General features: G+C 60.5%; 25 protein-coding genes and 1 tRNA gene. 19 read left to right on the plus strand and 7 right to left on the minus strand.

Annotation, left to right across the window (positions count from 1 at the left end):
* Positions 1-88 precede the first annotated feature (88 nt).
* The 4 genes from SOP85_RS07035 (at position 89) to SOP85_RS07050 (ending at position 4,880) form a co-directional block, all read left to right on the plus strand.
* Entirely contained in the window at positions 89-1,624 is a 1,536-nt protein-coding gene (locus SOP85_RS07035; protein WP_323626489.1) for an MFS transporter, read from the plus strand.
* A gap of 26 nt (positions 1,625-1,650) precedes the next feature.
* Positions 1,651-2,715 (plus strand): HlyD family secretion protein, encoded by a 1,065-nt coding sequence (locus SOP85_RS07040; protein WP_323626490.1) that lies wholly within the window; start codon positions 1,651-1,653, stop codon positions 2,713-2,715.
* On the plus strand, positions 2,712-4,205 hold the full coding sequence (locus tag SOP85_RS07045) for an efflux transporter outer membrane subunit (protein ID WP_323626491.1): 1,494 nt from the start codon (positions 2,712-2,714) through the stop codon (positions 4,203-4,205). The genes SOP85_RS07040 and SOP85_RS07045 overlap by 4 nt, the downstream gene beginning before the upstream one ends.
* A 114-nt stretch (positions 4,206-4,319) precedes the next feature.
* A complete protein-coding gene (locus SOP85_RS07050) occupies positions 4,320-4,880 on the plus strand; it encodes a hypothetical protein (RefSeq protein ID WP_323626492.1) in 561 nt (186 codons plus the stop codon).
* A gap of 13 nt (positions 4,881-4,893) precedes the next feature.
* Here the strand turns inward: SOP85_RS07050 and SOP85_RS07055 are convergent, their stop codons facing one another.
* Complete coding sequence (locus SOP85_RS07055) at positions 4,894-5,652, minus strand: slipin family protein (RefSeq protein ID WP_274075017.1); 759 nt, start codon at positions 5,650-5,652, stop codon at positions 4,894-4,896.
* A 2-nt stretch (positions 5,653-5,654) separates the two neighbouring features.
* Complete coding sequence (locus tag SOP85_RS07060) at positions 5,655-6,188, minus strand: NfeD family protein (protein WP_274075018.1); 534 nt, start codon at positions 6,186-6,188, stop codon at positions 5,655-5,657.
* Positions 6,189-6,384: 196 nt separating this feature from the next.
* Here SOP85_RS07060 and SOP85_RS07065 point away from each other — a divergent pair, with 196 nt between their 5' ends.
* Both SOP85_RS07065 and SOP85_RS07070 read left to right on the plus strand, forming a co-directional pair.
* A complete protein-coding gene (locus SOP85_RS07065; RefSeq protein WP_323626493.1) occupies positions 6,385-6,846 on the plus strand; it encodes an aminoacyl-tRNA deacylase in 462 nt (153 codons plus the stop codon).
* A gap of 130 nt (positions 6,847-6,976) precedes the next feature.
* Positions 6,977-7,222, plus strand: a complete 246-nt coding sequence (locus tag SOP85_RS07070) for a DUF2789 domain-containing protein (protein WP_274075020.1) — start codon at positions 6,977-6,979, stop codon at positions 7,220-7,222.
* 4 nt (positions 7,223-7,226) lie between these two features.
* Here SOP85_RS07070 and SOP85_RS07075 read toward each other — a convergent pair whose 3' ends face one another.
* A complete protein-coding gene (locus SOP85_RS07075) occupies positions 7,227-7,508 on the minus strand; it encodes a type II toxin-antitoxin system RelE/ParE family toxin (protein ID WP_323626494.1) in 282 nt (93 codons plus the stop codon).
* Positions 7,505-7,783, minus strand: coding sequence for an antitoxin of toxin-antitoxin stability system (locus SOP85_RS07080; protein WP_323626496.1), 279 nt, complete (start codon positions 7,781-7,783; stop codon positions 7,505-7,507). The genes SOP85_RS07075 and SOP85_RS07080 overlap by 4 nt, the downstream gene beginning before the upstream one ends.
* Positions 7,784-7,981: 198 nt before the next feature.
* Between SOP85_RS07080 and SOP85_RS07085 the strand changes: the two genes are divergently transcribed.
* From SOP85_RS07085 to SOP85_RS07115, 7 genes are all read left to right on the plus strand, one after another.
* Positions 7,982-8,410 (plus strand): MarR family winged helix-turn-helix transcriptional regulator, encoded by a 429-nt coding sequence (locus SOP85_RS07085; protein WP_323626497.1) that lies wholly within the window; start codon positions 7,982-7,984, stop codon positions 8,408-8,410.
* Entirely contained in the window at positions 8,407-10,479 is a 2,073-nt protein-coding gene (locus tag SOP85_RS07090; protein ID WP_323626498.1) for an FUSC family protein, read from the plus strand. The genes SOP85_RS07085 and SOP85_RS07090 overlap by 4 nt, the downstream gene beginning before the upstream one ends.
* Positions 10,476-10,685 carry a DUF1656 domain-containing protein gene (locus tag SOP85_RS07095; protein ID WP_093227920.1) on the plus strand — a complete coding sequence of 70 codons (210 nt, stop codon included), beginning with the start codon at positions 10,476-10,478 and terminating at the stop codon, positions 10,683-10,685. Before SOP85_RS07090 ends, SOP85_RS07095 begins: the two co-directional genes overlap by 4 nt.
* A complete protein-coding gene (locus tag SOP85_RS07100) occupies positions 10,682-11,569 on the plus strand; it encodes an efflux RND transporter periplasmic adaptor subunit (RefSeq protein WP_274075024.1) in 888 nt (295 codons plus the stop codon). The genes SOP85_RS07095 and SOP85_RS07100 overlap by 4 nt, the downstream gene beginning before the upstream one ends.
* Positions 11,566-13,014, plus strand: coding sequence for a TolC family protein (locus SOP85_RS07105; RefSeq protein ID WP_323626500.1), 1,449 nt, complete (start codon positions 11,566-11,568; stop codon positions 13,012-13,014). The genes SOP85_RS07100 and SOP85_RS07105 overlap by 4 nt, the downstream gene beginning before the upstream one ends.
* 92 nt (positions 13,015-13,106) lie before the next feature.
* Positions 13,107-13,742: an NADH:ubiquinone oxidoreductase subunit N gene (locus tag SOP85_RS07110; RefSeq protein ID WP_274075026.1), complete on the plus strand. Its 636-nt coding sequence runs from the start codon at positions 13,107-13,109 to the stop codon at positions 13,740-13,742.
* Between the two features lie 254 nt (positions 13,743-13,996).
* Entirely contained in the window at positions 13,997-15,508 is a 1,512-nt protein-coding gene (locus tag SOP85_RS07115) for a YdgA family protein (protein ID WP_323626502.1), read from the plus strand.
* A gap of 96 nt (positions 15,509-15,604) precedes the next feature.
* Here SOP85_RS07115 and SOP85_RS07120 read toward each other — a convergent pair whose 3' ends face one another.
* Positions 15,605-17,125 carry an FAD-dependent oxidoreductase gene (locus tag SOP85_RS07120; RefSeq protein WP_323626503.1) on the minus strand — a complete coding sequence of 507 codons (1,521 nt, stop codon included), beginning with the start codon at positions 17,123-17,125 and terminating at the stop codon, positions 15,605-15,607.
* 140 nt (positions 17,126-17,265) lie between these two features.
* Between SOP85_RS07120 and SOP85_RS07125 the strand changes: the two genes are divergently transcribed.
* From SOP85_RS07125 to SOP85_RS07145, 5 genes are all read left to right on the plus strand, one after another.
* A complete protein-coding gene (locus tag SOP85_RS07125; RefSeq protein ID WP_323608086.1) occupies positions 17,266-17,829 on the plus strand; it encodes a YbhB/YbcL family Raf kinase inhibitor-like protein in 564 nt (187 codons plus the stop codon).
* 86 nt (positions 17,830-17,915) lie between these two features.
* Entirely contained in the window at positions 17,916-19,628 is a 1,713-nt protein-coding gene (locus SOP85_RS07130; protein ID WP_323626505.1) for a vWA domain-containing protein, read from the plus strand.
* Between the two features lie 29 nt (positions 19,629-19,657).
* On the plus strand, positions 19,658-20,239 hold the full coding sequence (locus SOP85_RS07135) for an RNA polymerase sigma factor (protein WP_406591440.1): 582 nt from the start codon (positions 19,658-19,660) through the stop codon (positions 20,237-20,239).
* A complete protein-coding gene (locus SOP85_RS07140) occupies positions 20,236-20,850 on the plus strand; it encodes a hypothetical protein (protein ID WP_323626506.1) in 615 nt (204 codons plus the stop codon). The genes SOP85_RS07135 and SOP85_RS07140 overlap by 4 nt, the downstream gene beginning before the upstream one ends.
* Positions 20,851-20,870: 20 nt before the next feature.
* Positions 20,871-21,140: a hypothetical protein gene (locus tag SOP85_RS07145; protein ID WP_274075033.1), complete on the plus strand. Its 270-nt coding sequence runs from the start codon at positions 20,871-20,873 to the stop codon at positions 21,138-21,140.
* A gap of 243 nt (positions 21,141-21,383) precedes the next feature.
* On the opposite strand, the gene SOP85_RS07150 is transcribed toward SOP85_RS07145, so the two are convergent.
* On the minus strand, positions 21,384-22,391 hold the full coding sequence (locus SOP85_RS07150) for an Abi family protein (RefSeq protein WP_323626556.1): 1,008 nt from the start codon (positions 22,389-22,391) through the stop codon (positions 21,384-21,386).
* Positions 22,392-22,563: 172 nt separating this feature from the next.
* A tRNA-Arg gene (locus tag SOP85_RS07155) sits at positions 22,564-22,640 on the minus strand.
* Between the two features lie 348 nt (positions 22,641-22,988).
* Between SOP85_RS07155 and gabD the strand changes: the two genes are divergently transcribed.
* Entirely contained in the window at positions 22,989-24,431 is a 1,443-nt protein-coding gene (gabD, locus tag SOP85_RS07160) for an NADP-dependent succinate-semialdehyde dehydrogenase (RefSeq protein ID WP_046815380.1), read from the plus strand.
* The last annotated feature ends 132 nt before the right edge of the window (positions 24,432-24,563 follow it).

The raw sequence follows: 24,563 nt of genomic DNA on the forward strand, positions 1-24,563 counted from the left end.
CGCACTTATAACCTGTCGATAAGTCAGTTTTCGTCAGGTCCCGACCTTTTTAGAATGCTCCGACACCAAAATCCCGGAGCTAGCAGTAATGACTTCCCTGACGGTCACGGCCCCTCTCGCCGCGGCCAGCCCGACGGCCGCCGCGCCACAGGTTTTTGGTCCGCGGATCATCATCGGCCTGGTGGGCGTATTGCTCGCCGTGCTGGTGTCGGGCTTGAACGAAATGGTGACCAAGGTAGCCCTGGCCGACATCCGTGGAGCCTTGGCCATTGGTTACGACGAAGGCACCTGGCTGGTCGCCAGCTACGCCGCGACCTCGGTAGCCGCCATGGCCTTCGCGCCGTGGTGCGCGGTGACGCTTTCGCTGCGGCGCTTCACCCTGTGTGCCATCGGTGCCTTCACCCTGCTGGGCGTGTTGTGCCCGTTGGCGCCGAACTACGAAAGTCTGTTGGTTCTGCGTACGCTGCAAGGCCTTGCCGGTGGCGCGCTGCCGCCGATGCTGATGACCGTCGCCCTGCGTTTTCTGCCAGCCAACGTCAAGCTGTACGGCCTGGCCGGTTATGCCCTCACTGCCACCTTCGGACCCGGACTGGGCACGCCGCTGGCCGGGCTCTGGAGCGAGTACGTCGGCTGGCAGTGGACCTTTTGGCAGATCGTCGCGCCGTGCCTGATCGCCATGGTCGCCGTGGCCTATGGCATCCCCCAGGACCCGCTGCGCCTGGAGCGCTTCAAGCAGTTCAACTGGCGTGGTCTGCTCCTGGGTTTTCCGGCGATCTGCATGCTGGTGATCGGCATCCTGCAGGGCAATCGGCTGGACTGGTTCGAGTCGAGCCTGATCTGCGGATTGCTAGTGGTCGGTACGCTGTTGCTGGTGGCGTTTCTGATCAACGAGTGGTCGCAGCCAATTCCGTTTTTCAAACTGCAGATGCTCGGCATCCGCAACCTGTCGTTCGCCCTGATCACCCTGGCCGGCGTGCTGGTGGTGTTGCTGGCGGTGGTGATCATTCCGTCCAGCTATCTGGCGCAGGTCCAGGGTTATCGCCCGGTGCAGACCGCCCCCATCACCCTGTTGGCGGCGCTCCCGCAGTTGATCGCGCTGCCGTTGGTGGCGGCGCTGTGCAACCTGCGTTGGGTCGATTGCCGCTGGGTGCTGGGGATCGGCCTGAGCATGCTGGTGTTGTCCTGCATCGGCGGTTCGCAGCTGACCTCGGTGTGGATTCGCGATGAATTCTATGCCTTGCAACTGCTGCAGATCTTCGGCCAACCGATGTCGGTGCTGCCATTGCTGATGCTCTCGACCGGCAGCATCAGTCCCATGGACGGCCCCTTCGCGTCGTCCTGGTTCAACACCGTGAAAGGCCTGGCGGCGGTGATCGCCACCGGCGTGCTGGAAACCCTGACCACGCATCGCCTGCACTTTCACTCGACCATGCTGGTGGACCGCCTGGGCAATTCGCCCCTGGTCGACAGCGACACCCCGGGCCTTGCCCAACGCCTGCATGAGCAGGCCGTGGTGCTGGCCGCAGCGGATCTTTACCTGTGCATGGCTGGCGTCGCAGTGGCGCTGATCCTGCTGATTTTCTGGCTGCCGACGCGGATCTATCCGCCACGTGCACCGACTTGAACGCATCACTGAAACAGAAGGTTTTCATGACGACTCAATCCAAGCAAAAAGTAGCCGTGGGCGTCTGCGTCGTGATCGCGACGGGCGTCCTGATTTATCTGCTGGCGCCCGGCCTGTTCGGCCAGCGCACGCAGCAGAGCACCAATGATGCCTATGTCTCGGCCGACTACACGCTGGTGGTGCCCCGCGTTGCCGGGTTCATCAAGCAAGTGCTGGTGGAAGACAACCAACAGGTCAAGGCCGGGCAGTTGCTGGCGCTGATCGATGACCGCGACCTGCGCGCCGCCGCCGAAGCGGCCGCCGCCGAAGCCGTGATGGCCCAGGCACAACTGGAAAATGCCCGGGCGACGCTTGAGCGTCAGGCTTCGGTGATCGCCCAGGCGCAGGCACAGGTGGTGTCCGCCAAGGCGGAAATGGCCTTTGCGCAACATGAACTGGACCGTTACAACCACCTGGCCGGGGTCGGGGCCGGCACGGTGCAGAACGCTCAACAAGCGCGCACGCGGATCGACCAGGCCGGTGCCCGGTTGACCAATGTCACGGCGGTGCTGGCGGCGGAGCGCAAGCAGGTGGACATACTCGCCGCCCAACGTGATGGGGCGGAGGGTGGTTTGAAACGGGCGCAGGCCAAGCTTGAAATCGCCAGTTACGAGCTGTCTTACACACGGATCACCGCGCCGCAGGACGGCATGGTCGGTGAGCGCGCGGTGCGGGTCGGCGCCTATGTCACGCCAGGCAGCAAACTGCTCGCGGTGGTACCGCTGGCGCAGGCCTACGTGGTGGCCAACTTCCAGGAAACTCAACTGACGAATGTGCAACCGGGGCAGGACGTGCAGGTGCATGTCGACACCTTTGGCGGCGCAACCTTGAACGGGCGGGTCGAGAGCATCGCACCGGCCACCGGGGTGACTTTTGCTTCGGTCAAACCGGATAACGCCACTGGCAACTTTACCAAGGTGGTGCAGCGGATTCCGGTGAAGATCGTGCTGGAGCCGGGGCAGGCCCTGGCTGCGCATTTGCGGGTGGGGATGTCGGTGGAGGCGAGTATCGATACGGCCAGCGTCAAGGCTAATGAGGTTGTTCAGCGATGAAGATGTTCGTTGAATGTGCCGACGATTCGACTTGCTCGCGAAGAGGTCATCCGTCTCGACTTACCTTCTGCGCCTTGCTCGTGATCAGCCTCTCAGCCTGCACCGTCGGCCCGGACTTCCAAAAACCACAGGCACAGCAAGTCACCGAATGGTCAAAACCATCAAAAGTCGCCACCAGCCAAGCCACCGCCGAGACGATGAACGAGCGCTGGTGGCAAGTGTTCAACGATCCGAAACTCTCGGCCCTTACTCAGCGCGCCCTGACCGACAACCTCGACCTGAAGCTCGCCAGCAGCCGCTTGCAGCAAAGCCGTGCGGTGCGCCAGGTGGTGACGGCCGATCGTTATCCCACCAGCGCCGTCGGCGGCAGTTACGCCCGTAAACGCAACAGCGGCGAAGGCCTGAGCGACCCGTCGGGACATGACGGTAACTCCGCGTTCAACCTTTGGGATGCCGGGTTCTCCGCCTCTTGGGAACTGGATTTCTGGGGCAGGGTACGTCGCGAAACCGAGGCTGCCGATGCCACTCTGGAAGTGGCGGAAAACGACCGTCGCGGCGTGCTGTTGTCGGTGCTGGCCGAAACCGCCCAGGACTACATTCAACTGCGCGGTGTGCAGAATACCCGCGCCGTCACCGAACAGAACCTCGACGTCGCCCGCCATAGCCTGAAGCTGTCGCAACTGCGCCTGGCCGACGGCGTCGCAACCGACCTCGATGTCGCCGAAGCGGCCGCCCAGGTCGCGACCATCGAATCGCGCCTGCCAGCACTGGAGCAACGCCAGGCCCAACTGATCAACGCCCTGAGCCTGTTGATGGGCGAACCGCCCCAAGCGCTGGCGGCCGAGTTATCCGCCGACGCGCCGGTGCCGCAAACCCCGCGCCAGGTTGCCATCGGCCTGCCGTCGCAACTGGCCGAGCGCCGCCCGGACATCCGCCAGGCCGAAGCCCGCCTGCATGCCGCGACCGCGAGCATCGGCGTTGCCAAGGGTGATTTCTACCCGCGCATTACTCTGTCAGGCAGTGTCGGTTCGCAAGCGATGCAACTGAGCGATTTCGGTTCCTGGGGTTCACGCACCTTCGGCATCGGCCCGCAGTTCAGCCTGCCGCTATTCGACGGCGGTCGCCTGCGCGGCGTGCTGGATCTGCGCGAGGCCCAGCAACAGGAAGCAGCCATCGCTTACCAGCAAACCGTGCTGCGCGCCTGGCATGAAATCGACGACCAATTGAGCGCCTACAACGCCAGCCAACTGCGCCGCGACAGCCTCGCCGAAGCGGTGCGGCAGAACCGGATCGCCCTGCAAACCGCGCAACGGCAATACGTCGAGGGCGTGGTGGACTTCGTCAACGTGCTCACCGTGCAAGGCGCCTTGCTGGCGACTCAGGAGCAGTGGGTGGAGAGCTCCACCGGTGTTTCGCTGGCGGCGGTCGGGTTGTACAAGGCGCTGGGTGGTGGATGGGAGTCGGTTTATCCGCTGACCGCACAGCGGTGAGTGAAACTGTGTAGCCGGGCGTAGGAAGGGTCCTGATTTTTTTGTGTGGGCATCCGGGATGCCCATCAGGGGTTAGCATTTTGGTCCACTCCATGACCCTGGTTATGCATCCCTATGAATGCCAATCCTTATGCGCCTCCAGTGGCCGAACTTGATTGCACTGAACCACCCCGCACGACTTTTTTTGTTGTGGGGACAAGCAAATTCGCGCTGATGATCGTTTTCACCTTTGGTTTGTACCTTACCTATTGGATGTATAAAAACTGGAAGCTTTACCGCACCGCCACGGGCAACAAAGTGTTACCCATAGTTCGTGCAATTTTTTTCGTGTTTTTTGTGTACTCGTTGTTCACCAGCATTGATCGGCGAATACGCGCTTCAGGTAAGGACTATCGTTGGTACCCACGCTTACTTGCGTTGATTGTGATCATGACTGCGCTAGCGGGCATGGGACTGGCGTGGTTACCGGATCTGCACATCAGCTTTGCCCTGAGTCTTCTGGTTCTACTCTTGCAAGTCTGCTCCTTGTTGCGTGTACAGGAAGCAATCAACTATCTGGAAAACGACGTGCGCGGAACGGCGAACGCAACACTGACTTTTGCCAATGGAGTCGGGTTCACATTTGGCTTGTGCGTTTGGGGCGTAGCGATTCTGGGTTTCTATATCCTGTTGTAGAGTTACCCTCGACTCAAGATTTGGCCGACAGATCCGCCATGCCCTTGAGCAATTCGATCGGCAACGGAAAGACGATGGTCGAGCTCTTGTCCCCGGCGATCGAACTCAGCGTCTGCATGTAGCGCAGCTGCATGGCGCCGGGCTGGCGGCCGAGCATTTCGGCGGCCTGCATGAGTTTTTCCGAAGCTTGCAATTCGCCTTCCGCGTGGATCACTTTGGCCCGGCGTTCGCGCTCCGCCTCTGCCTGTCTGGCGATGGCGCGGATCATCGATTCGTTGAGGTCGACGTGCTTGATTTCGACGTTGGCCACCTTGATGCCCCAGGCGTCGGTCTGGGCGTCGAGGACTTGCTGGATGTCGATGTTCAGCCGTTCGCGCTCGGCCAGCAGTTCATCAAGTTCGTGTTTGCCGAGCACCGCGCGCAAGGTGGTTTGCGCCAGTTGGCTGGTGGCCATGAGAAAATCTTCGACCTGAATGATCGCCTTCTGCGGATCGAGCACGCGGAAGTACAGCACGGCGTTGACCTTGACCGAGACGTTGTCGCGGGTGATCACATCCTGCGGCGGGACGTCGAGGACGATGGTGCGCAAGTCGACGCGGACCATTTGCTGGATCACCGGAATCAGCAGGATCAGGCCTGGGCCCTTGACCTGCCAGAAGCGTCCGAGCTGGAACACCACCCCGCGCTCGTACTCGCGCAGGATGCGGAACGTCGCCCCCGCCAGTGCGATCAGCAGTAGCAGCAGCGCGACAAAACCGATTTGCAGACCCATGACTAACCTCCAACCGTTACCGCGTCAGCCGCAGCCACTTCCAGCAACAATCCCTTGCGTGCCACCACCCGGACCTGTTGCCCGATCTGCAATGGCGTGGTGCTCGACACCTGCCAGCGTTCGCCCTGCAAATGTACCCAGCCCAGGCAGGCATCGCCGGCCTGCAAGGCCAGCACCGGGGTAACGCTGCCCAGCAGGCCGGCATCGCCGCTGACGGTATGACGCGGCCGGGTCTTCAGGGCGCGGATCAGCAGGAATATCAGCAGCAACGCGCTGATCAGGCCCAGGCCGATCATCAACGGCACGGGCAATTCGGCATTGGTCAGGATCACCGCGCCGATCACGAACATCACGATCCCGCCCAGACCGATCACGCCGTAGTTGGGCAGGGCCGCCTCGGCGATCAGGAACGCGATACCGAAGGTAATCAGCCAGATCCCCGCGGGGTTGGAAGCGGGCAGTCCGGCGGTGTCCGCGGCGATGGCGGATCCGCTTAATGCCAACAGCAATGCAACGGCACAACAGCGAGTGTTCACGTGACCCTCCGGGAGAGTCGCAGGTGGTTCTGTATACAGTCTAGTTGAGGCGCTGGTTGTATGAATTTTGCCCAGTTGTAAACCTGCCCGATGGGCGGATTTCCCGCTGGTTTGCCCCGGCGGGCCTAGACTTTTACTACGTACAAAAATGTTAACCATCGTCCGCCAAGCGTTATTGCGGACTCCGAGGTGCATCATGCGTATGGCAAGAACCGTGCAGAGAAGCCTGGACCAGGCTCAATGCGAATATGACATCGTCACCCATCCACACTCGGCCAGCAGCCTCGAAACCGCGCGGGTCGCGGGTATTCCCGCGGAACGGGTGGCCAAGTCGGTGATCCTCGACGACCACCACGGGCATTACCTGATGGCCCTGCTGCCTGCCAGCCGTCACCTGGACTTGAGCAAAGTGCGCAGCACCGGTGAATGGCAGGTCTCCAGGGAAAGCAATCTGCCGCACCTGTTCGACGACTGCGAACGCGGCGCCGTGCCTGCCCTGGGCGAAGCCTATGGCCTGGACGTGGTCATCGACCCACTGCTGACCCGGCAGAAAGACATCTATCTGGAAGCCGGCAACCACATCAACCTGTTGCATATGGGCATGCCTCAATTCCTGAAAATGTTGCCGCATGCGGAGGTGCGGGAGTTGAGTCATTGAATTTTGCGCAGTCAGTCACATCGCCTTCGCGGGCAAGCCACGCTTCTACAAGGTGACGCGTTCCCCTGTAGGAGCGAGCTTGCTCGCGATTGACCGCGCAGCGGTCACCTAAACCACCCAGGAGCCAGACATGGAAAACCCAACCCACAGCCTTCCCTCCCTGTTCAAACAACTCGGCCTTCCTGACGACGCCGAGAACATCGACAAATTCATCGCCACCCACTCACCGCTCAAACCGGACTTGCACCTGGCGGATGCTTTTTTCTGGAGCCCGAGCCAGGCGGATCTGTTGCGCAATGAAATCCTGGATGATGCCGATTGGGCGGAGGTGGTGGATCAGTTGAATGTGATGCTGAGAAAGGGGCGGGGGGTATAGGGATTCAATTCTCTGGCGGCCACTGTCGAGATGTGTGAACCAGGGCAAGTATCCAGATTGCATTCACCGCTTGCTCATAAACGATGCGATAGCTCTGATGTGGAATCAGCTCGCGAGTGCCTGCAATGATTCCCGCGGGGCCGCTTTCCGGGTATTGGGCTAGTTGGGACATCGCATCGCTGAAGCGGTTATCCATTTCGATGGCTGCTTCAGGGTTAACGGTGTGCAGGTAATCCCAGATGTCCGCACGATCCTGTGCTGCTTCTCGCGTCCAGATTATTTTCATTCTTGTATGGCTGCCCGTCCACGCCTGGAGGCGAATTCTGCTTCCACTTCATCGTTCGTCAGGCCGTCGCCTCTGCTCATCGAAACACGAGCGATGTCCACCTTGCGCTGCAGGAATGCTTCGTACTCACGGGAGTCTCGTTGCGTTTGAACAAACTGGCGCATCATTTCCCGAACGATTTGCGAGGCAGGGCGATGAGCGGCCTCTGCTTCGGCCATGAATTGTTCGCGCAACTCCGATTCGAGCTTCATTGTGAAAACGGCTTGCTTTGACATGGCTGTCTCCTTAAATATGTAATGAAAAAGTATATACGTTAGTAGTACTTTGTCTGACTCCATTTGGGCAGTCCTACGACAGATGGCAACCAATTTGTTTCAAAACTTGACTGAAAATCCCCTCCAATGGCATATTGATAGTTAGCAAACTAACAGTGTGTATCGACCCTCGTGCCGAATTCCCTCGACGCTCTCCAGATGAACATCAGCAGCACCATGGTGGTGGCCGCGCGGCACTGGCGCAAAATCTGCCAGGCCACGCTGGCCAACTATGGAATTTCTGAAGCCTGTGCCGTCCCGCTGCTGATGATCGGGCGCCTGGGGGAGGGTGTGCGGCAGGTGACAGTGGCGCAGGCGGCGGGGATGGAAAGCCCGTCCCTGGTGCGATTGCTTGATCAGCTGTGTCATGGCGGCTACGTCTGCCGCACCGAAGACGCCCAGGATCGTCGCGCCAAATGCCTGAGCCTCACCGATAGCGGTCGCATTCTGGTGCAAACCGTTGAGGTCGAACTGGTTCGATTGCGCAATGAGGTGCTCGAAGGTATCGATCCGCGAGATCTGGAAGCCACTCTACGGGTATTGATGGCCTTTGAAGCGGCCGGGCAACCATCGGACGACAACCCTTGAACGGCTTTTTTTCCGGCTTCCCGCCAGCGCGGGACTGGTTCTACGGCGTACGCACCTTCGCGGCCTCGATGATCGCGCTGTACATCGCCCTGCTCATGCAAATGCCGCGTCCTTATTGGGCGATGGCCACGGTGTATATTGTGTCCAGCCCGTTTGTCGGGCCGACCAGCTCCAAGGCGCTGTACCGAGCGGTCGGCACTTTTCTGGGTGCTGCTGCGGCTGTCCTGTTCGTGCCGATGTTCGTGCAGAGCCCTTATGTGCTGGTGGTGGTCATCGCGCTGTGGACCGGGACCCTGCTGTTCCTGTCCATGCATTTGCGCACCGCCAACAATTACGCCTTGATGCTGGCCGGCTACACCTTGCCGTTGATCGCCCTGCCGGTGGTGAATAACCCGTTGGCGGTGTGGGACGTGGCCGAAGCGCGCACCGAGGAAATTTTCCTGGGCATCGCCGTCGCCGCGGTGGTTGGCGCCATGTTCTGGCCGCGCCGGCTGGCCCCGGTGTTCAACGATTCGGTGAGCAAATGGTTTGCCGACGCGTCGATCTACAGCGCGCGCTTTCTCGACCGCAACGTGCAGCCCGAGGAAGTCAGCGCGTTGCGCAGCTCGATGGTGGCCACGTTCAATACCCTTGAACTGATGATCGGCCAGTTGCCCCACGAAGGCGCGCGGCCACAAACGGTGCGCAACACCAAGGAATTACGCGGGCGGATGATTCACCTGTTGCCGGTGATCGATGCCCTCGACGATGCACTCTACGCTCTGGAAAGACGCACCCCCGAGCTGGTGGACAAGTTCGCGCCCTTGCTGGCCGCCGCCACCGAATGGCTCGAGCACCAGGACGCTGACATCGAGCGCTGGCAAGCCCTCAAAGATCAGCTCGAAGCGCTGCAACCCAGTGCCGACGCGCTGGATGATCGCAAGCAACTGCTGTTCTCCAACGCCATCTATCGCCTCGGCGAATGGGTCGATCTGTGGCAGGACTGCCGCAGCCTGCAACACGCGATCGAGTGCGAAAGCCAGGACAGTTGGCGCGCGGTCTATCGGCATTGGCGCCTGGGGCGCCTGACCCCCTTCCTCGATCGTGGCCTGATGCTCTATTCCGCCGCCTCCACCGTCGTTGCGATCATTGTCGCCTCGGTGTTGTGGATTCTGCTGGGCTGGACCGACGGCGGCGCGGCGGTGATTCTGGCGGCCGTGGCCTGCAGCTTCTTTGCTTCGATGGACGACCCGGCACCGCAGATCTACCGGTTCTTTTTCTGGACGGCGATGTCGGTGGTGTTCGCCAGCCTCTACCTGTTTCTCGTCCTGCCCAACCTGCATGATTTCCCGATGCTGGTGCTGGCATTCGCCGTGCCGTTCATCTGCATCGGCACCCTGACGGTCAAGCCACAGTTTTATCTGGGCATGCTGCTGACGTTGGTCAACACCTCGTCGTTCATCAGTATCCAGGACGCGTACGACGCGGACTTCCTCAGCTTCGCCAACTCCAACCTGGCAGGTCCCGTCGGCTTGCTGTTTGCCTTCGTCTGGACCCTGATCGCCCGGCCATTCGGGGCCGAGCTGGCGGCCAAGCGCCTGACCCGTTTCGCCTGGCGCGACATTGTCAGCCTCACCGAGCCGGCCAGCCTGGCCGATCACCGGCGCCTGGGTGTGCAGGTACTGGATCGATTGATGCAACATTTGCCGCGGCTGGCCGTGACCGGCCAGGACACCGGCATCGCCCTACGCGAAGTCAGGGTGGCACTGAACCTGCTGGACCTGCTGGCCTACACGCCGCGGGTTCAGGGTGCACCGCAGGCGTTGCTGCATCAGGTGGTGGCCGAGGTCGGCGAATACTTCACGGCCTGTCTCAAGGCCGGTGAACGCCTGCCGGCACCGAGCCCGTTACTGATGACCCTCGACCGCACCCGCCGAGCCTTGGCCAGCGCGCCGGATGAGCAAACCCGCCTGCACCTGCTGCACGCCCTCAGCGGCTTGCGCCTGGCGTTGTTGCCCGGCGTCGAATTCGTTGGTTCTGCCGAATCTGAAGAACCGCTTCCCCACGGCATCGATGGAGCGCCTTTATGATCGGTGATCTGGATATCAGTGGGGTGTTCCTGCCCACGCTGCTGGTGCTGATGGGCATTACCTATGTGGTGTACCTGCTGGTACACGGGGTGCTGACGCGCCTGCACTTTTACCGTCTGGTCTGGCACCGGGCATTGTTCAACGTGGCCCTCTACGCCCTGCTGCTGGGCGCTGTGGACTCACTCAGCCGATACCTGATGACATGAAAAAACCGTTTTTAACCCTCGGCCGCGTGGTCCTGACGCTGCTGATCGTCACCTTCGCCGTGGTCGTGGTCTGGCGCATGGTGATGTATTACATGTTCGCGCCTTGGACCCGTGACGGGCACATTCGTGCCGACATCGTACAGATCGCGCCGGATGTGTCGGGGCTGATCCAGCAAGTGCAAGTGCGCGACAACCAGTTGGTCAAGCGCGGCCAGGTGCTGTTCAGCATCGACCAGGACCGCTTCAAACTGGCCTTGCGCCAGGCGAAAGCGGCGGTCGCCGACCGCGAGGAAACCCTGGCCCAGGCCCAGCGCGAAGCCAAGCGAAACAAGGGGCTTGGCAACCTGGTGCCGGGCGAGCAACTTGAAGAAAGCCAGTCGCGGGTGGCCCGCGCCCAGGTGGCGTTGATGGAAGCTCAGGTCGCCGTCGACAGCGCGCAACTTAACCTTGATCGCTCGGTGATCCGCAGCCCCGTAGACGGCTACGTCAACGACCGTGCGCCGCGCACCCAGGAATTCGTCAGTGCCGGGCGGCCGGTGTTGTCGGTGGTGGACAGCAATTCTTTCCATATCGACGGCTATTTCGAAGAAACCAAGCTCAACGGCATCCACATCGGCCAAAGCGTCGACATCCGGGTGATCGGCGACAACGCGCGACTGCGCGGCCATGTGGAAAGCATCGTGGCCGGTATCGAGGATCGCGACCGCACCAGTGGCAACAACCTGCTGCCCAACGTCAATCCGGCCTTCAGCTGGGTGCGGTTGGCCCAGCGGATTCCGGTGCGTATCGCCTTCGATGACGTCCCTGAGGATTTCCGCATGATCGCCGGGCGCACCGCCACGGTATCGATCATCGACGACCAGAAACGGGAGCCCGCGTTATGAGCAAGGCCTCGGGTTTGGCGATCGCCGGATTAGGCTTGCTGTTGTCGGCGTGTCAGGTGGTCGGTCCGGATTATCACTTGCCGGACGAAGCCGCCATCCATCGTGAAGACCTGCAGGGCGAACTGGCGGTGAACGGCAAGCCGGTGGTTTCGGCGCCGGTGCCTGGCGAATGGTGGCGCCTGTATCATGACCCGCGGCTTGACCAGTTGGTGCAGCAGGCCTTGGCCTCCAACACGGATCTGCGCGTAGCGGCCGCCAGCCTGCTGCGGGCGCGCGCTCAGGTCGACCAGGCCGAAGCAGCGGGCGGCTGGAGCGGTGGGGTGAAAATGGGCGCCCAGCGCTTGCAGGAGTCCGGTGAAGCGTTCCTGCTGCCGGAGAAGGTGCCGGTGGCCAACATCGGCGATATCGGCATCAGTGCGTCCTACCAATTCGACCTGTTCGGCACCTTGCAGCGCGGCATCGAAGCGGCCAAGGCCAATGCCGATGCGACCCAGGCGGCGGCCGATACGGCGCGCATCACCCTGGTGGCCGATGTGGTCCGGGCCTACACCCAGGTGTGCGCGGCCAACGAGGAACGGGAAATCGCCCAGCATTCCCTCGACCTGCAAGCCCAGAGCACCACACTCATCCAGCGATTGCGCGATGCCGGGCGTGGCGACGAAACCCAGGTCACCCGTTCGCAAACCCAATTCAAATCCTTGCGCGCCGACATGCCGCGCTATGAAGCGGCGCGGCAGGCCGGGCTGTTCCGCCTGTCGATGCTGCTGGCCAAACCGCTGGATCAACTACCGGCTGGCACCGACAGCTGCGCCGAGCTGCCAAAAATCGCGCAATTGTTGCCGGTCGGTGATGGTGCATCGCTGCTCAAGCGCCGCCCCGACATCCGCCAGGCCGAACGTCGACTGGCGGCCGCGACCGCCGGTATCGGTATCGCTACCGGTGAGCTGTACCCGGACATCCGCATCGGCGCGACCATCGGCACGGTCGGTATCCTGGAAAACCTCGGCGAGCCGTCCACCAACCGCTGGGGTTTCGGTCCGTCGCTGACCTGGAATGTGCCGACCAACGGCGCCCGGGCACGCATTCGCGAGGCTGAGGCGGTGACCCAGGCCACGCTTGCACACTTCGATGGCGTGGTGCTCAACGCGATTCGTGAAACCCAGACCGGTCTGGCCCAGTACTCCGCCTTGCTGCAACGCCGTGAGGCCCTGGCGGACGCCGAGCAGTCGGCGAAGCTGGCCGCAGACCAGACCCATCGCTTCTTCCAGGCCGGCCGTGCGTCGTTCCTGGCGGATCTGCAGGCGACCCGCACCTACACCGACGTCACCGCGCAACTGGCCGCCGCCAACACTCAGGTGGCCATCAGCCAGATCGATTTGTTCCTCGCCCTGGGCGGCGGTTGGGAAAGCGGACGAACGCAAGCGTCGAACTCCGGCAAACCCTGAGGCCGTTGCTATGCTTTGAAGTGTCGAAAGGGCGTTCGTGCAAAGCGCCCTCGATTCGCACAAGGCATGCGCAGGTCATGGGGAAACCAATAATGAAAAACCCTTATGCTCTCGGCTTCTGGTGCGCCGTTGTGGCGTTGGTGCTGCTCACGGCCACCTATTTCTACGGCATCATGCTGGCCCACCAGATCGACACGGCGCTGACGTTCCTCGACAGCGCCGCACTGTTGATTGCCGTAATGTCCATCGCGGTGGTGGCCTGGGCCTCGGTCCAGGGGCAACGAGTCAAGAAAAGACAGCTTGAACAAGGCAAGACCCTGGTGATGATCTGGGACACCAAGGTGGCGCTACGGCGTGTCGAATCAGTGTTCGATCGGTATTTCTGGGGCAGCTACTGGCAACCTGGCAGGACTTTCCAGGAAGTGATGGGAGAACTCACGGGCACGCCGCTGGAAAAAAGCCTCGAAACCCTGAAAAAACAATGCCTGGAGCTGGACAAGCAAGTGGCCGACGACGGTCGCCATTGGCTCAATAATGCCCGCGAGCTGGCTGACGTCGCCACCGCCATGGCCCGCGAGCGCTATCAGCTGGACTTCTGCGACCCGCGCGAGGAAGTGACGGGTGGGGCGGTGATCAATCGGGATTTCGAGGTGCTGATCTATACATGGACGGCGCGGTTGAAAACCTTTGATCATCAGCTTGATGAGATTGAAGTGCAGTATTCCTGATTCATTGTTGGCAGGACAGACGCCTTCGCTGGCAAGCCAGCTCCTACAGGTATTAAGTGATCCTTGTAGGAGCTGGCTTGCCAGCGAAGGCGATCTTGTGTTCGCCAAGACACTTTTTCACCGTTAACCATTGGGCTGCCCTGCATGCCTGATGCTAACCTGCACCCCACTTTCCGCGCAGTCGTGACCGCCACCCGTCAAGGGTTCAGGGAAGACGACCACACCTTCAACACCGGACATTGAACAGGTCATTCATGAATAAATCAGCAGGCGTGCTCCTGGGAATCGTTGTCGCCATTGGTGCAATCAGCGCCGGCGGCGCCTGGTTCACCGGCACCAAGATCGAAGGTGTGCTCAACACCTCCCTGGCGGATGCCAACAAGCAGTTGCAGGCCGCCATGGTCGGTTACAAAGGCACCGCCTCGCTGGAGCTGGTATCCCTGGAACGCCATGTCTTCAGCAGTACGGCGCATTACCGCCTCAAAGGTGAAGGCGAAATGTTTGGCGAGGCCCCGGTCGAATTGCTGTTTGTCGACCACATCGAACACGGCCCGCTGCCGTTCTCGCGCCTGGTATCGCTGAAGTGGTTGCCGGTCATGGCCACCAGTCACTATGAACTGGAAAAGACCCCACTCACGGAAAAATGGTTCGCCGCCACCAAGGACGCTTCGCCGCTCAAGGGGGTGGTCAACATTGGCTACGACAATTCCACCAACGGCACGCTTGAATTGCTGCCGCTGGAAACTGCACTGGATGACAAGTCCAGCCTGAAGTTTTCCGGTCTGAAAGTTGACGTCGCGGCCAGCGCCCAGGCGCAGAAGGTCAAGGCCGACGGCTACATGGACAGCCTGAAGCTGACCACCGTTGCCGAAGACCAGACACCCGTGCAGGTCGAATTGAGTGGTCTGACCCTGGCCAGCAACCTGGCAAAAAGCACCTACGGTTATTACACCGGCGATAACACCGTCGAGCTGAGCAACAGCAAAACCACCTTCGGCCCCAAGCAGTCAGTGCTGGGTTTGAAGAATTTTGAAATGAAGAACCACACCGAGGAATCGGGTACCAGCGCTTCCGGGCGAGCCGATTACAAGATTGCCGAGGTGTCCCTGAACGGCAAGGCCGTGGGTTCTGCCCAGTTGGCCATGAGCCTGAAGAACCTCGACATCCCGGCGACGTTGTCGCTGATGCAGATCTACCAGACCAAATTGCAACCCTATGAGCAGGCCGCCGCCGAAGCTGCCGAGGCCGGTCAACCGGTTCCTGAGCTGAAGTTGACCGAAGCGGAAGAGGCGCAGCTTAAAACCGGTCTGGAACAATTGCTGGCGGCCGGCCCACAGGTGGCCCTGGAAAACCTGTCGTTCAACACCGCGAACGGCGAAAGCCGCGCCAACCTGGTGCTGAACCTGACCAAGCCGCAGTCGATCGATTTGCCCGCCGACCAGTTAGTCCGCCAGATTATCGCGTTGCTGGACGTCAACCTGAAAGTGTCCAAGCCGATGCTCGTCGACATCCTCACCGTGCAGTCGCAAATCGACGGCCAGACCGACGCCAAGCTCGTTGCCGATCAGGCCACTGCCACCGCCGATATGTTCAGCAGCATGGCGGTCGGCTCGCAGCTGGCAAAACTGGACAACAACAACGTCGTCAGCCAACTGCATTACGCCAATAACCAGGTGGAATTCAACGGCCAGAAAATGACCGTCGAGGAGTTTGTCGGCTTCGTGATGAGCAAATTCGCTGGCCCAGGCGTAGCCCAGGAGCCATAAGAACCCTGTAGGAGCTGCCGAAGGCTGCGATCTTTTGATTTTGGTATCGCCGAAGATCAAAAGATCGCAGCCTTCGGCAGCTCCTACAGGTCCATTTCAATCGCGGATCAACCGCCACGCCTCGTCCACGGGCAACGGCTGCTTCATCCGTTCGGCGAGCATCGCCATCGTGCGCTCTTCCTCACAGGCCACGGCCGCCGTCACCACACCGTTTTTGCCAAACAGGCCGATAAAGGGCGGATTGTTCGGATCACCCTTGAACTCGACTTCGTCCCAGCCTTGCGCGTGGCCGAGGTAGTCGTAGTTTGTGCCAAAGTGCCAGGTCCAGAAGTACGGCACATCGAGGTAATGTTCATCACCACCGAGCATGTTCGCCGCCGCAATTCGTGCCTGTTGTTGCGCCAGGCGCCAGTGTTCGATGCGTTGCGGCTGACCGTTGAGGGGGAAGGTAGCGATATCGCCAGCGGCCCATAGCCCGTCGGTCACGCGCATCCCGCCGTCAACCAGCAACGACTGATCCTTTTCCTTCGGTAGATCGGCAAACGCCACGGTCGCCGGGGTAACGCCAATCCCAACCAGCACCAGGTCTGCCGGTACACGCTGACCATTATCCAGGCGCACGGCTTCGACTCGCGTTGTTCCTTCGATCTGCACGGCTTCGCCCGCCGTTCGGTACACCACGCCGTTAGCCTCATGCAGGGCCAGGATCGCCTTGCCGACGCTGTCGCCGAACTGTTTGGCAAAAGGCACCGGTTGCCGGGCCAGTACCGTGACGTCCAGACCGTATTGGCGCAGGGCTGAAGCGGATTCCATGGCGATGAAGCTGTCGCCGATGATCACCGCGCGCTGACCGGGTTTGGCGCTATCCAGGATCCGACGGGCATGGTCCCTGGAGCGTAATACGAAGACCTGCGGCAGCTCGGCGCCGGGTAACTCCAGTGGCTTGGGAATGCCTCCTGTGGCCAGCAACGCAGCGTCATATTCGAGTGACTGGCCGTCGGCCAATTGCATTACCCGGTTTTCAGCATCCAGGCTCGTTACTTGCGCGTTGATCCGCTCGATGCGTTGCTCGCCGTAGAACGCTTCATCGCGCAAGGCGGGGACTTCATCCGGTGGAGTCTGCCCGGCGATCACGAATTTGCTCAGCACCGTACGGTCATAACCCGCTGTTTCGCGGTCGATCAGCAGCACCCGGCCACCAAATCCTTTTTCCCGCAGGGCCGATGCCGCCGCCGTGCCCGCAGCGCCCGCACCGACAATCACAAAGACGCGTTCGTCATCGGCCGGCGGGGTGTGGGCGTCCTGCAGCGGCTGATCGCCTACCCAGACTTCGTCGTCACGCACTTCGAGAGGGTAACGCTTCAGGCTGTCCAGGGCGGGCGGTTCACACAACCCGCCGTCCTCGATCCGAAACTGCGCCTTGTGCCACGGGCAAGTCAGCCGGCCATTACAGAATGCGCCTTCGGCCAGGGGCGCCCCGGCGTGCGGGCATTCGCCTTGATAGGCGCGTAATTGATCGCCGACTTTCAGCAGTAGGATCTTGCTGTCCTGGACGCTGACTTCCAGGCCGCGGTCTTCGGGTATATCGGCGGCACGGGCAACGCGATGCAGGGTCATGATTGCTCTCCAGACCGGCGTTTCAATTAAGAGTCTGGCGCTTGACTCGAGGTTCATCCAATTCCCACTGCCACCGCGCGAACGGTCCGGCTATAGTTTGCTCGCCGACCTCGGCCCCACCCGCACAAGGTGCTCCCGGTATGACCCGATTGACCTCTCTGACCCCTTGGCTGGCGGCCGCAGCAGTCGCCCTTTGCGTGCAATTTCCGGCACAGGCGGCCCAGGAGCGTTTCACCCTGAACATCCCTGGCGTCTCGGATGACCGACTGTTCACCGCGGCCGCCGCCAGCGATGCCCCGGGGTGCGGTGGGCACAACGTCTCGCCAGCGCTGAACTGGAACGCCGGCCCTGCAGGCACGCTCAGCTACGCCATCGTCATGCACGACCCGGACGGGCAAAAAGGCCAGGGCGTCGATCATTGGGTGCATTACGGCATCAAGGCCGGCACCCACCAGATTGCGGCGGGTGTCGGCGCCAAGTCCGCGCTCGAGGGCGTGGGTGGCACCAACAGCAAAGGCACGACAGGGTACGTCGGCCCTTGCCCACCGGTTGGCGACAGCGCACATCACTACATCATCCAGCTCTTAGCCCTGGACCTGGCCCCGGATGCCCTGCCGGCCGGCCTGACGCGCACCCAGTTGCTGGAAAAAATCAAAGGTCACGTGCTGAGAAACAGCAGCGTGGTACGGCGCTATCATCGCTGAAGAATTTTTAGCGCGGGTTAACCCGAACTTTCCGGGCTGTCCGTCTCACAGGATGAATGGATCAATTTCCTCCTGAGGTCAGCCCCATGTCCCTCCCACTGCATGTTCTGCGTCCGCTCGCCCAGGGTTTCGCCGCCGGGCTGTTACTGGCCGTTACCGGTTGTGGTGTTTCGTCCAAGCCCGATTCCGCCTCTGTGTCATCGCCGGCCCAGGCCGAGTTGAAAACCGAATCGTCGGTGCATCACGAACTGCTCGACGCTGACGCCTCGATGAGCAAGCGCAATGTCAGACCCGCACCGATGGCCGGCTTCGCGCCAATGCCTGCGGGCGAGGCTTATCCACAGGGATATCGCGACGAACAGCGCGAGCAGTACCAGGCCCTGGCAGATAACCCCATCCACAGCGTCGCCGAAACACCGGTCTCGACCTTCAGCGCCGACGTCGATACCGGTGCTTACGCCAACGTCCGCCGTTTGCTCAACCAGGGGCGATTGCCACCGGAAGGAGCGGTGCGGCTGGAGGAGATGGTCAATTACTTCCCTTACGACTACGCCTTGCCCACCGATGGCTCGCCCTTCGGCGTGACCACGGAACTGGCGGCGTCGCCCTGGAATGCGCATACGCGCTTGTTGCGCATCGGCATCAAGGCCTCGGATCGCGCGGCCGCGGAACTGGCCCCGGCGAACCTGGTGTTCCTGGTGGACGTGTCCGGCTCGATGGATCGTCGCGAGGGCCTGCCGTTGGTCAAAAGCACCCTGAAATTGCTGGTCGATCAACTGCGTGAGCAGGATCGGGTGTCGTTGGTGGTCTACGCCGGGGAATCGCGCGTGGTACTGGAGCCCACTTCCGGACGGGAAAAAGCGAAGATTCGTACAGCCATCGAGCAATTGACTGCAGGCGGTTCAACCGCCGGAGCCTCGGGCATCGAACTGGCTTATCAACAGGCGCAACAGGCGTTTATCCCCAAGGGCATCAACCGCGTTCTACTGGCCACTGACGGAGACTTCAATGTCGGCGTCAGCGACTTCGACAGCCTCAAGCAAATGGCTGTGGATAAACGCAAGACGGGCATATCCCTGACGACCCTGGGCTTCGGTGTGGATAACTACAATGAACACCTGATGGAACAACTGGCCGATGCTGGCGATGGCAATTACGCCTACATCGACAATTTGCGTGAGGCGCGCAAGGTGCTGGTGGATCAACTCGGCTCGACCCTTGCCGTCGTGGCAAAAAACGTCAAGCTGCAAGTGGAGTTCAACCCCGCGCAAATCAGCGAGTATCGCCTGCTGGGTTATGAAAACCGTGCGTTGAAACGTGAGGATTTCAGCAATGACAAGGTCGATGCCGGTGAAATCGGTGCAGGACATACCGTGACTGCGTTGTACGAAATTGTCCCCAAGGGTGAGAAGGGCTGGCTGGAACCGCTGCGCTACGCTCAACCGGGCGCCGCTATTGCTGAAAAGCATGGCGAATTGGCGATGCTGCGGGTGCGTTATCAGTTGCCGGAAGGTGGGAAAAGTCGCTTGATCGAACGCCCGATCGTTGATTCCCCGATTGGCAAAGCAAGCGATGACCTGCGCTTTGCTGCAGCAGTGGCTGCTTTTTCCCAACAGCTCAAGGACGGACGCTACACCGGCGAGTTCAGCCTCAAGGACACCGAAGCGCTGGCCCACGGCGCCCGGGGCGATGACCGTTTCGGCCTGCGCAGCGAGTTCGTGCAATTGGTGGAACTGGCGCAGAGCCTGCGCACCACCACCGCGTCGAATCCAACTGCCACTGAACGACGGATTGAATAGTGAGCCGATTGAAGGGGTTCATCAGCCAGCTGTTTGCGCCCGCAAGCAGCTCCGAGGCCAGCAGCGACGAAGCGCTGCTGGCCCGTTATCGCGAGGGCGACGGCGCGGCGTTCGAGATTCTGTACGCGCGCCACCGCCAGGGTTTGTACCGATTTCTGCTGGGGTTGAGCGGCAGGGCGGAACTCGCCGAGGAGGTCTATCAGGAAACCTGGCTGAGCCTGATCCGCAGCGGCAGTCAGCCACAAGGTCGGGCGACTTTTCGTACCTGGCTCTACCAGATTGCCCGCAACCGCTTGATCGATCACTGGCGCAAACATGGCGTCCACCAACCGCTGCACGACAGCTATGACGAACAAGCCCATGCCCTGCCCGATGACACCACCGATCCCGAGCAACTGCTGAGCCTGAGCCGTGACAGCCAGCGTCTGGAGGCCGCCCTGCAAGCCTTGCCCGCCGACCAGCGCGAAGTGTTCCTGCTGCGCGCCTACAGCGATCTCGATTTGCCGCAGATCGCCACCCTCACCGAAACACCGCTGGAAACCGTCAAGAGCCGCTTGCGTTACGCCCAGCAAAAACTGCGTCGGCTGCTGGCCGAGGAGGTACTGACATGACTGACGCCAAGCACACAACGGACCGAACGCTAGAACATTACCGCGAGCAGGCCAGCGGCGAACCTCCGGCGCATCTCGACGCCTTGATCCTTACCGCCGCGCGTAAAGAAGCCCCTGCACCGAAGCCAGGCCTGTGGCAACGCTGGCTTCGCGCCTGCCAGCAACCTCGCTGGCAAGTGGCATTCGCCAGCCTGGTCGGCATCGCACTGATGCTCTCAATGGTCCAGCGCACGCCTGAGCAAGTGCCCAGCTACGACTTCGCGCCTGCGGCACCGGTGGCCAAACAGGAAGCCGAAGCAGCGCCGCCAGCGCTGGCCCGTTCCCTGAAAGCACCGGCTGGCGCGCTCTCCGCCCCGGCCCCCGCCGCACCAATGGCGGAATCGGCAGCCCCGGCACAAGCAGAATCCTTCAGCGCCGACATGGCGGACGAAGCCAAGTCCAGCAAGCGCGCCGCGCCCCCGGTGAAATCCCTGGATGAGCAATTGCGCGAAGTGCTGCACCTGCAAAAAACCGGGCACAAGCAAGCCGCCGACAAACTGCTGGCCGACCTGCACAAACGCTTTCCCGAAGAAAACCTCAGCGCCCGACTCAAGGAACTGCAGAAAAACTGATCGGCCCAACTCTCGACGATTTGGCATCAAGGCCCGAAAGCGCGCACTATCGGGCCATAGTCGATGCGTTGGAGGATGCCGTGACAAAAAAAATCGACCGCATCGCCCAAATGCTCAACTGCCCGGAAAAGGGCGAGGAATTACGGCGGGCAATTACCGAGAGCCGTAAGGATTTTCTGCTGAATCAGCAGGAAGAGGCTAATGCTGAGGAAGAAGATGTTCTTGAAGGGGAAGAGTTCGAGGACGACGAGGATGATGAATACGACGAGTTTGACTGGACGACGGAGTGAATAAGCTGCTGCCGCCAAAGGATGATTAACAGCAATTCGAAGGGTTACGAGTCGCAAGACACTCTTGAATATATGGTTTCTCTTTCATATTGCGGAACGGAAAGTCGGGAGTCATGGCCTGCTTGTCGGCAGTTGACGAGACGTCCTCAAACCTTATAATCGCCCACAACACGGCCCCTGTCGGTTGATGCGCTTCGGCGTTGAGATTGCTCAGGGGTTTTTTATTGCCTGAAATTTTTCCGCTTACCAGTCGCGCTTTTTCCAGTCTGGGTCGACTCCCATCCCTTCCAGGCTGAGGTCCAGATGCGTCAGATCAGGGAAATCGTTTTCCAGCAACGCCTTCAATCGTTTTCCCCAACTCGATGATGGGTTGATGACTTTCATCAGATGCTGGGTGATGCACAAAAGCATGAACGGACGAGCCCGGCGGTGTGCGTCATCATGGAAAGCTGACAAGGTTGGCGCTTGGTCCTCAGATGGCAGCTTCGGTTGATCGACAATATTTCGGTTCCACAGACGACTGTGATGGGCGCAGACGTTGCGTAGATAATTCAGGCTGCGCAGCCAACTGGCGAAAACCCTGCCGTTGCTGATGCCGTACTCCTGCGAAATAGCATCTTGGTCTGCCTCGGCCATGCCAGCGTAAAGCGTCGAAAGCGTGCCGAAGTCCCAAACCTCGCATGCCACCCACACCGCCAATGGAAGTCCGTACTTTTCCTTGTTGTGGCGAATGAAGTCTTCGTTCGAGCGATTGATCAACGCAGCGTGTTTACCAAGCCAGGCATGATGTTTAGTCAGTCCGGTTTTACCGTCCAGTCGAGTGGAAAAGCTTTCATGGAACAGATCAGGTCGTAGGTAGGCAAACTTTTCGTGTTTGCCGAGCCCGTGGGAAATGTCCACCCGTAAAGCAATTTCAATGCGCTCCAAGGCATCCATGGTCAACAGTCGCAGTTTCTTATCGAAGACGTACAGGTCGACTGCGTTCTGGAATGTCGTGCCAGGCTTGAAACTGTCGAGCGGAAGTCGAGTCGGCTTCGTCCTGGTTGGCTTTGTACGAGCTTGTTGATCGAGTGGGCAGCAGAGCTCAGTGCGTTCGCGGAATGCAAACCAGTAACCGCTTAGGCGGTAGTAACCTATGCGCTCCAGATATTCCAGCGCTTTGGCTTGGTCTGTTACAACCATTCCTCGAACCATCAGCAAATCAAGCTGCATTTGGTAGCTCTGCCACGGCTTTGGATAGCCTTGCATCATTTGCATATCACCTTGCACTCCTTGGCAGCGAGTTGTGCAGGACGCTGAATTCAGCGTTAGAGGCAACTCGACGTTCGCTGCACCTTTTATCATTTCGTAGCCGTTCAGATAAACCGAGCACCCACAAAAAAGCCCCAGACCCTACGACCTGAGGCTTTCTCGTTTTTACGTATGGTGCACCAGGCGGGATTCGAACCCACGACCCCTGCCTTCGGAGGGCAGTACTCTATCCAGCTGAGCTACTGGTGCAGCGGGCGCCATGATACTCATATGCGTTGCAGGCGTCCATGCTGCTGAATCGCCTGTGTTTTTTTAAAGCGTAACCTGCGTTTGCTACGTTGATCAGAAATTTGCAGCAAAAAAGAGGTTTTCGTTCTTTTTTTCGAACGGCCTATTGTCCTTTACCCCCTTTGATCCTAGGATTCGTTTGAGATTTCAAACGCTCTTGTCTGGGTGCTGAACCGCACGATTTGAATCAGTGCGCTATTTATGTGCTTCAGCCCGGTGAATGATTTCCCTGACGGCAGCCTACTGAGGCGCCTTTCTACAATCATAATTTGCTCCGCGCCTGCCGCGGTGCTGTTAAGGAAAGCCGACATGCAGCTTAAAGACACCCAGTTGTTCCGCCAGCAAGCCTTCATCGATGGCGCTTGGGTTGATGCGGACAATGGTCAGACGATCAAGGTCAACAACCCGGCAACGGGCGAAATTCTGGGCACCGTGCCGAAAATGGGCGCTGCCGAAACCCGCCGTGCAATCGAAGCCGCTGACAAAGCGCTGCCGGCCTGGCGTGCACTGACCGCCAAAGAACGTGCGAACAAGCTGCGTCGCTGGTACGAGCTGATCATCGAGAACCAGGACGACCTGGCTCGCCTGATGACCCTGGAGCAGGGCAAGCCATTGGCCGAAGCCAAGGGCGAAATCGTTTACGCCGCATCGTTCATCGAGTGGTTCGCCGAAGAAGCCAAGCGCATCTACGGTGACGTGATTCCGGGCCACCAGCCAGACAAGCGCCTGATCGTGATCAAGCAGCCTATCGGCGTGACCGCTGCCATCACCCCGTGGAACTTCCCGGCTGCCATGATCACCCGTAAAGCCGGCCCGGCCCTGGCCGCCGGTTGCACCATGGTGCTCAAGCCTGCTTCGCAAACTCCGTTCTCGGCATTCGCCCTGGCTGAACTGGCCCAGCGTGCCGGCATCCCGGCTGGCGTGTTCAGCGTGGTGTCCGGCAGCGCCGGCGACATCGGCAGCGAGCTGACCAGCAACCCGATCGTGCGCAAGCTCTCCTTCACCGGTTCGACCGAAATCGGTCGCCAGCTGATGTCGGAATGCGCCAAGGACATCAAGAAAGTGTCCCTGGAACTGGGCGGCAACGCGCCGTTCATCGTGTTCGATGACGCGGACCTGGATAAGGCCGTCGAAGGCGCGATCATTTCCAAGTACCGCAACAACGGCCAGACCTGCGTCTGCGCCAACCGCCTGTATATTCAGGATTCGGTCTACGACGCGTTCGCCGAGAAACTGAAAGTGGCCGTGGCCAAGCTGAAGATCGGTAACGGTCTGGAAGACGGCACCACCACTGGTCCGCTGATCGACGAAAAAGCCGTGGCCAAGGTGCAAGAGCACATTGCCGACGCCGTTGCCAAAGGCGCCACCGTGCTGTCCGGCGGCAAATCGATGGAAGGTAACTTCTTCGAGCCGACCATCCTGACCAACGTGCCGAACAACGCGGCCGTGGCCAAGGAAGAAACCTTCGGCCCACTGGCGCCGCTGTTCCGCTTCAAAGATGAAGCCGACGTGATCGCGATGTCCAACGACACCGAGTTCGGCCTGGCCTCGTACTTCTATGCTCGCGACCTGGGTCGTGTGTTCCGTGTGGCTGAAGCCCTGGAATACGGCATGGTCGGCGTCAACACCGGGCTGATCTCCAACGAAGTCGCGCCGTTCGGCGGTATCAAGGCCTCGGGCCTGGGCCGTGAAGGCTCCAAGTACGGCATCGAAGATTACCTGGAAATCAAATACCTCTGCCTGGGCATCTAAGCTCGAAGGGATAAGCCCAGCAGGGCATTGCTTCAAGCGCAAAGGGCACGAGAGCGCTGTCCCTTTGCGCTGCTTCAAACCGGAATTTTCTCTGTGGTCGGGAAAGCTGTGGCAGTCGATCATCGCATGCTG

It is taken from the genome of Pseudomonas sp. YuFO20, assembly GCF_035064975.1.
GTDB classification, from domain to species: domain Bacteria; phylum Pseudomonadota; class Gammaproteobacteria; order Pseudomonadales; family Pseudomonadaceae; genus Aquipseudomonas; species Aquipseudomonas putida_AE.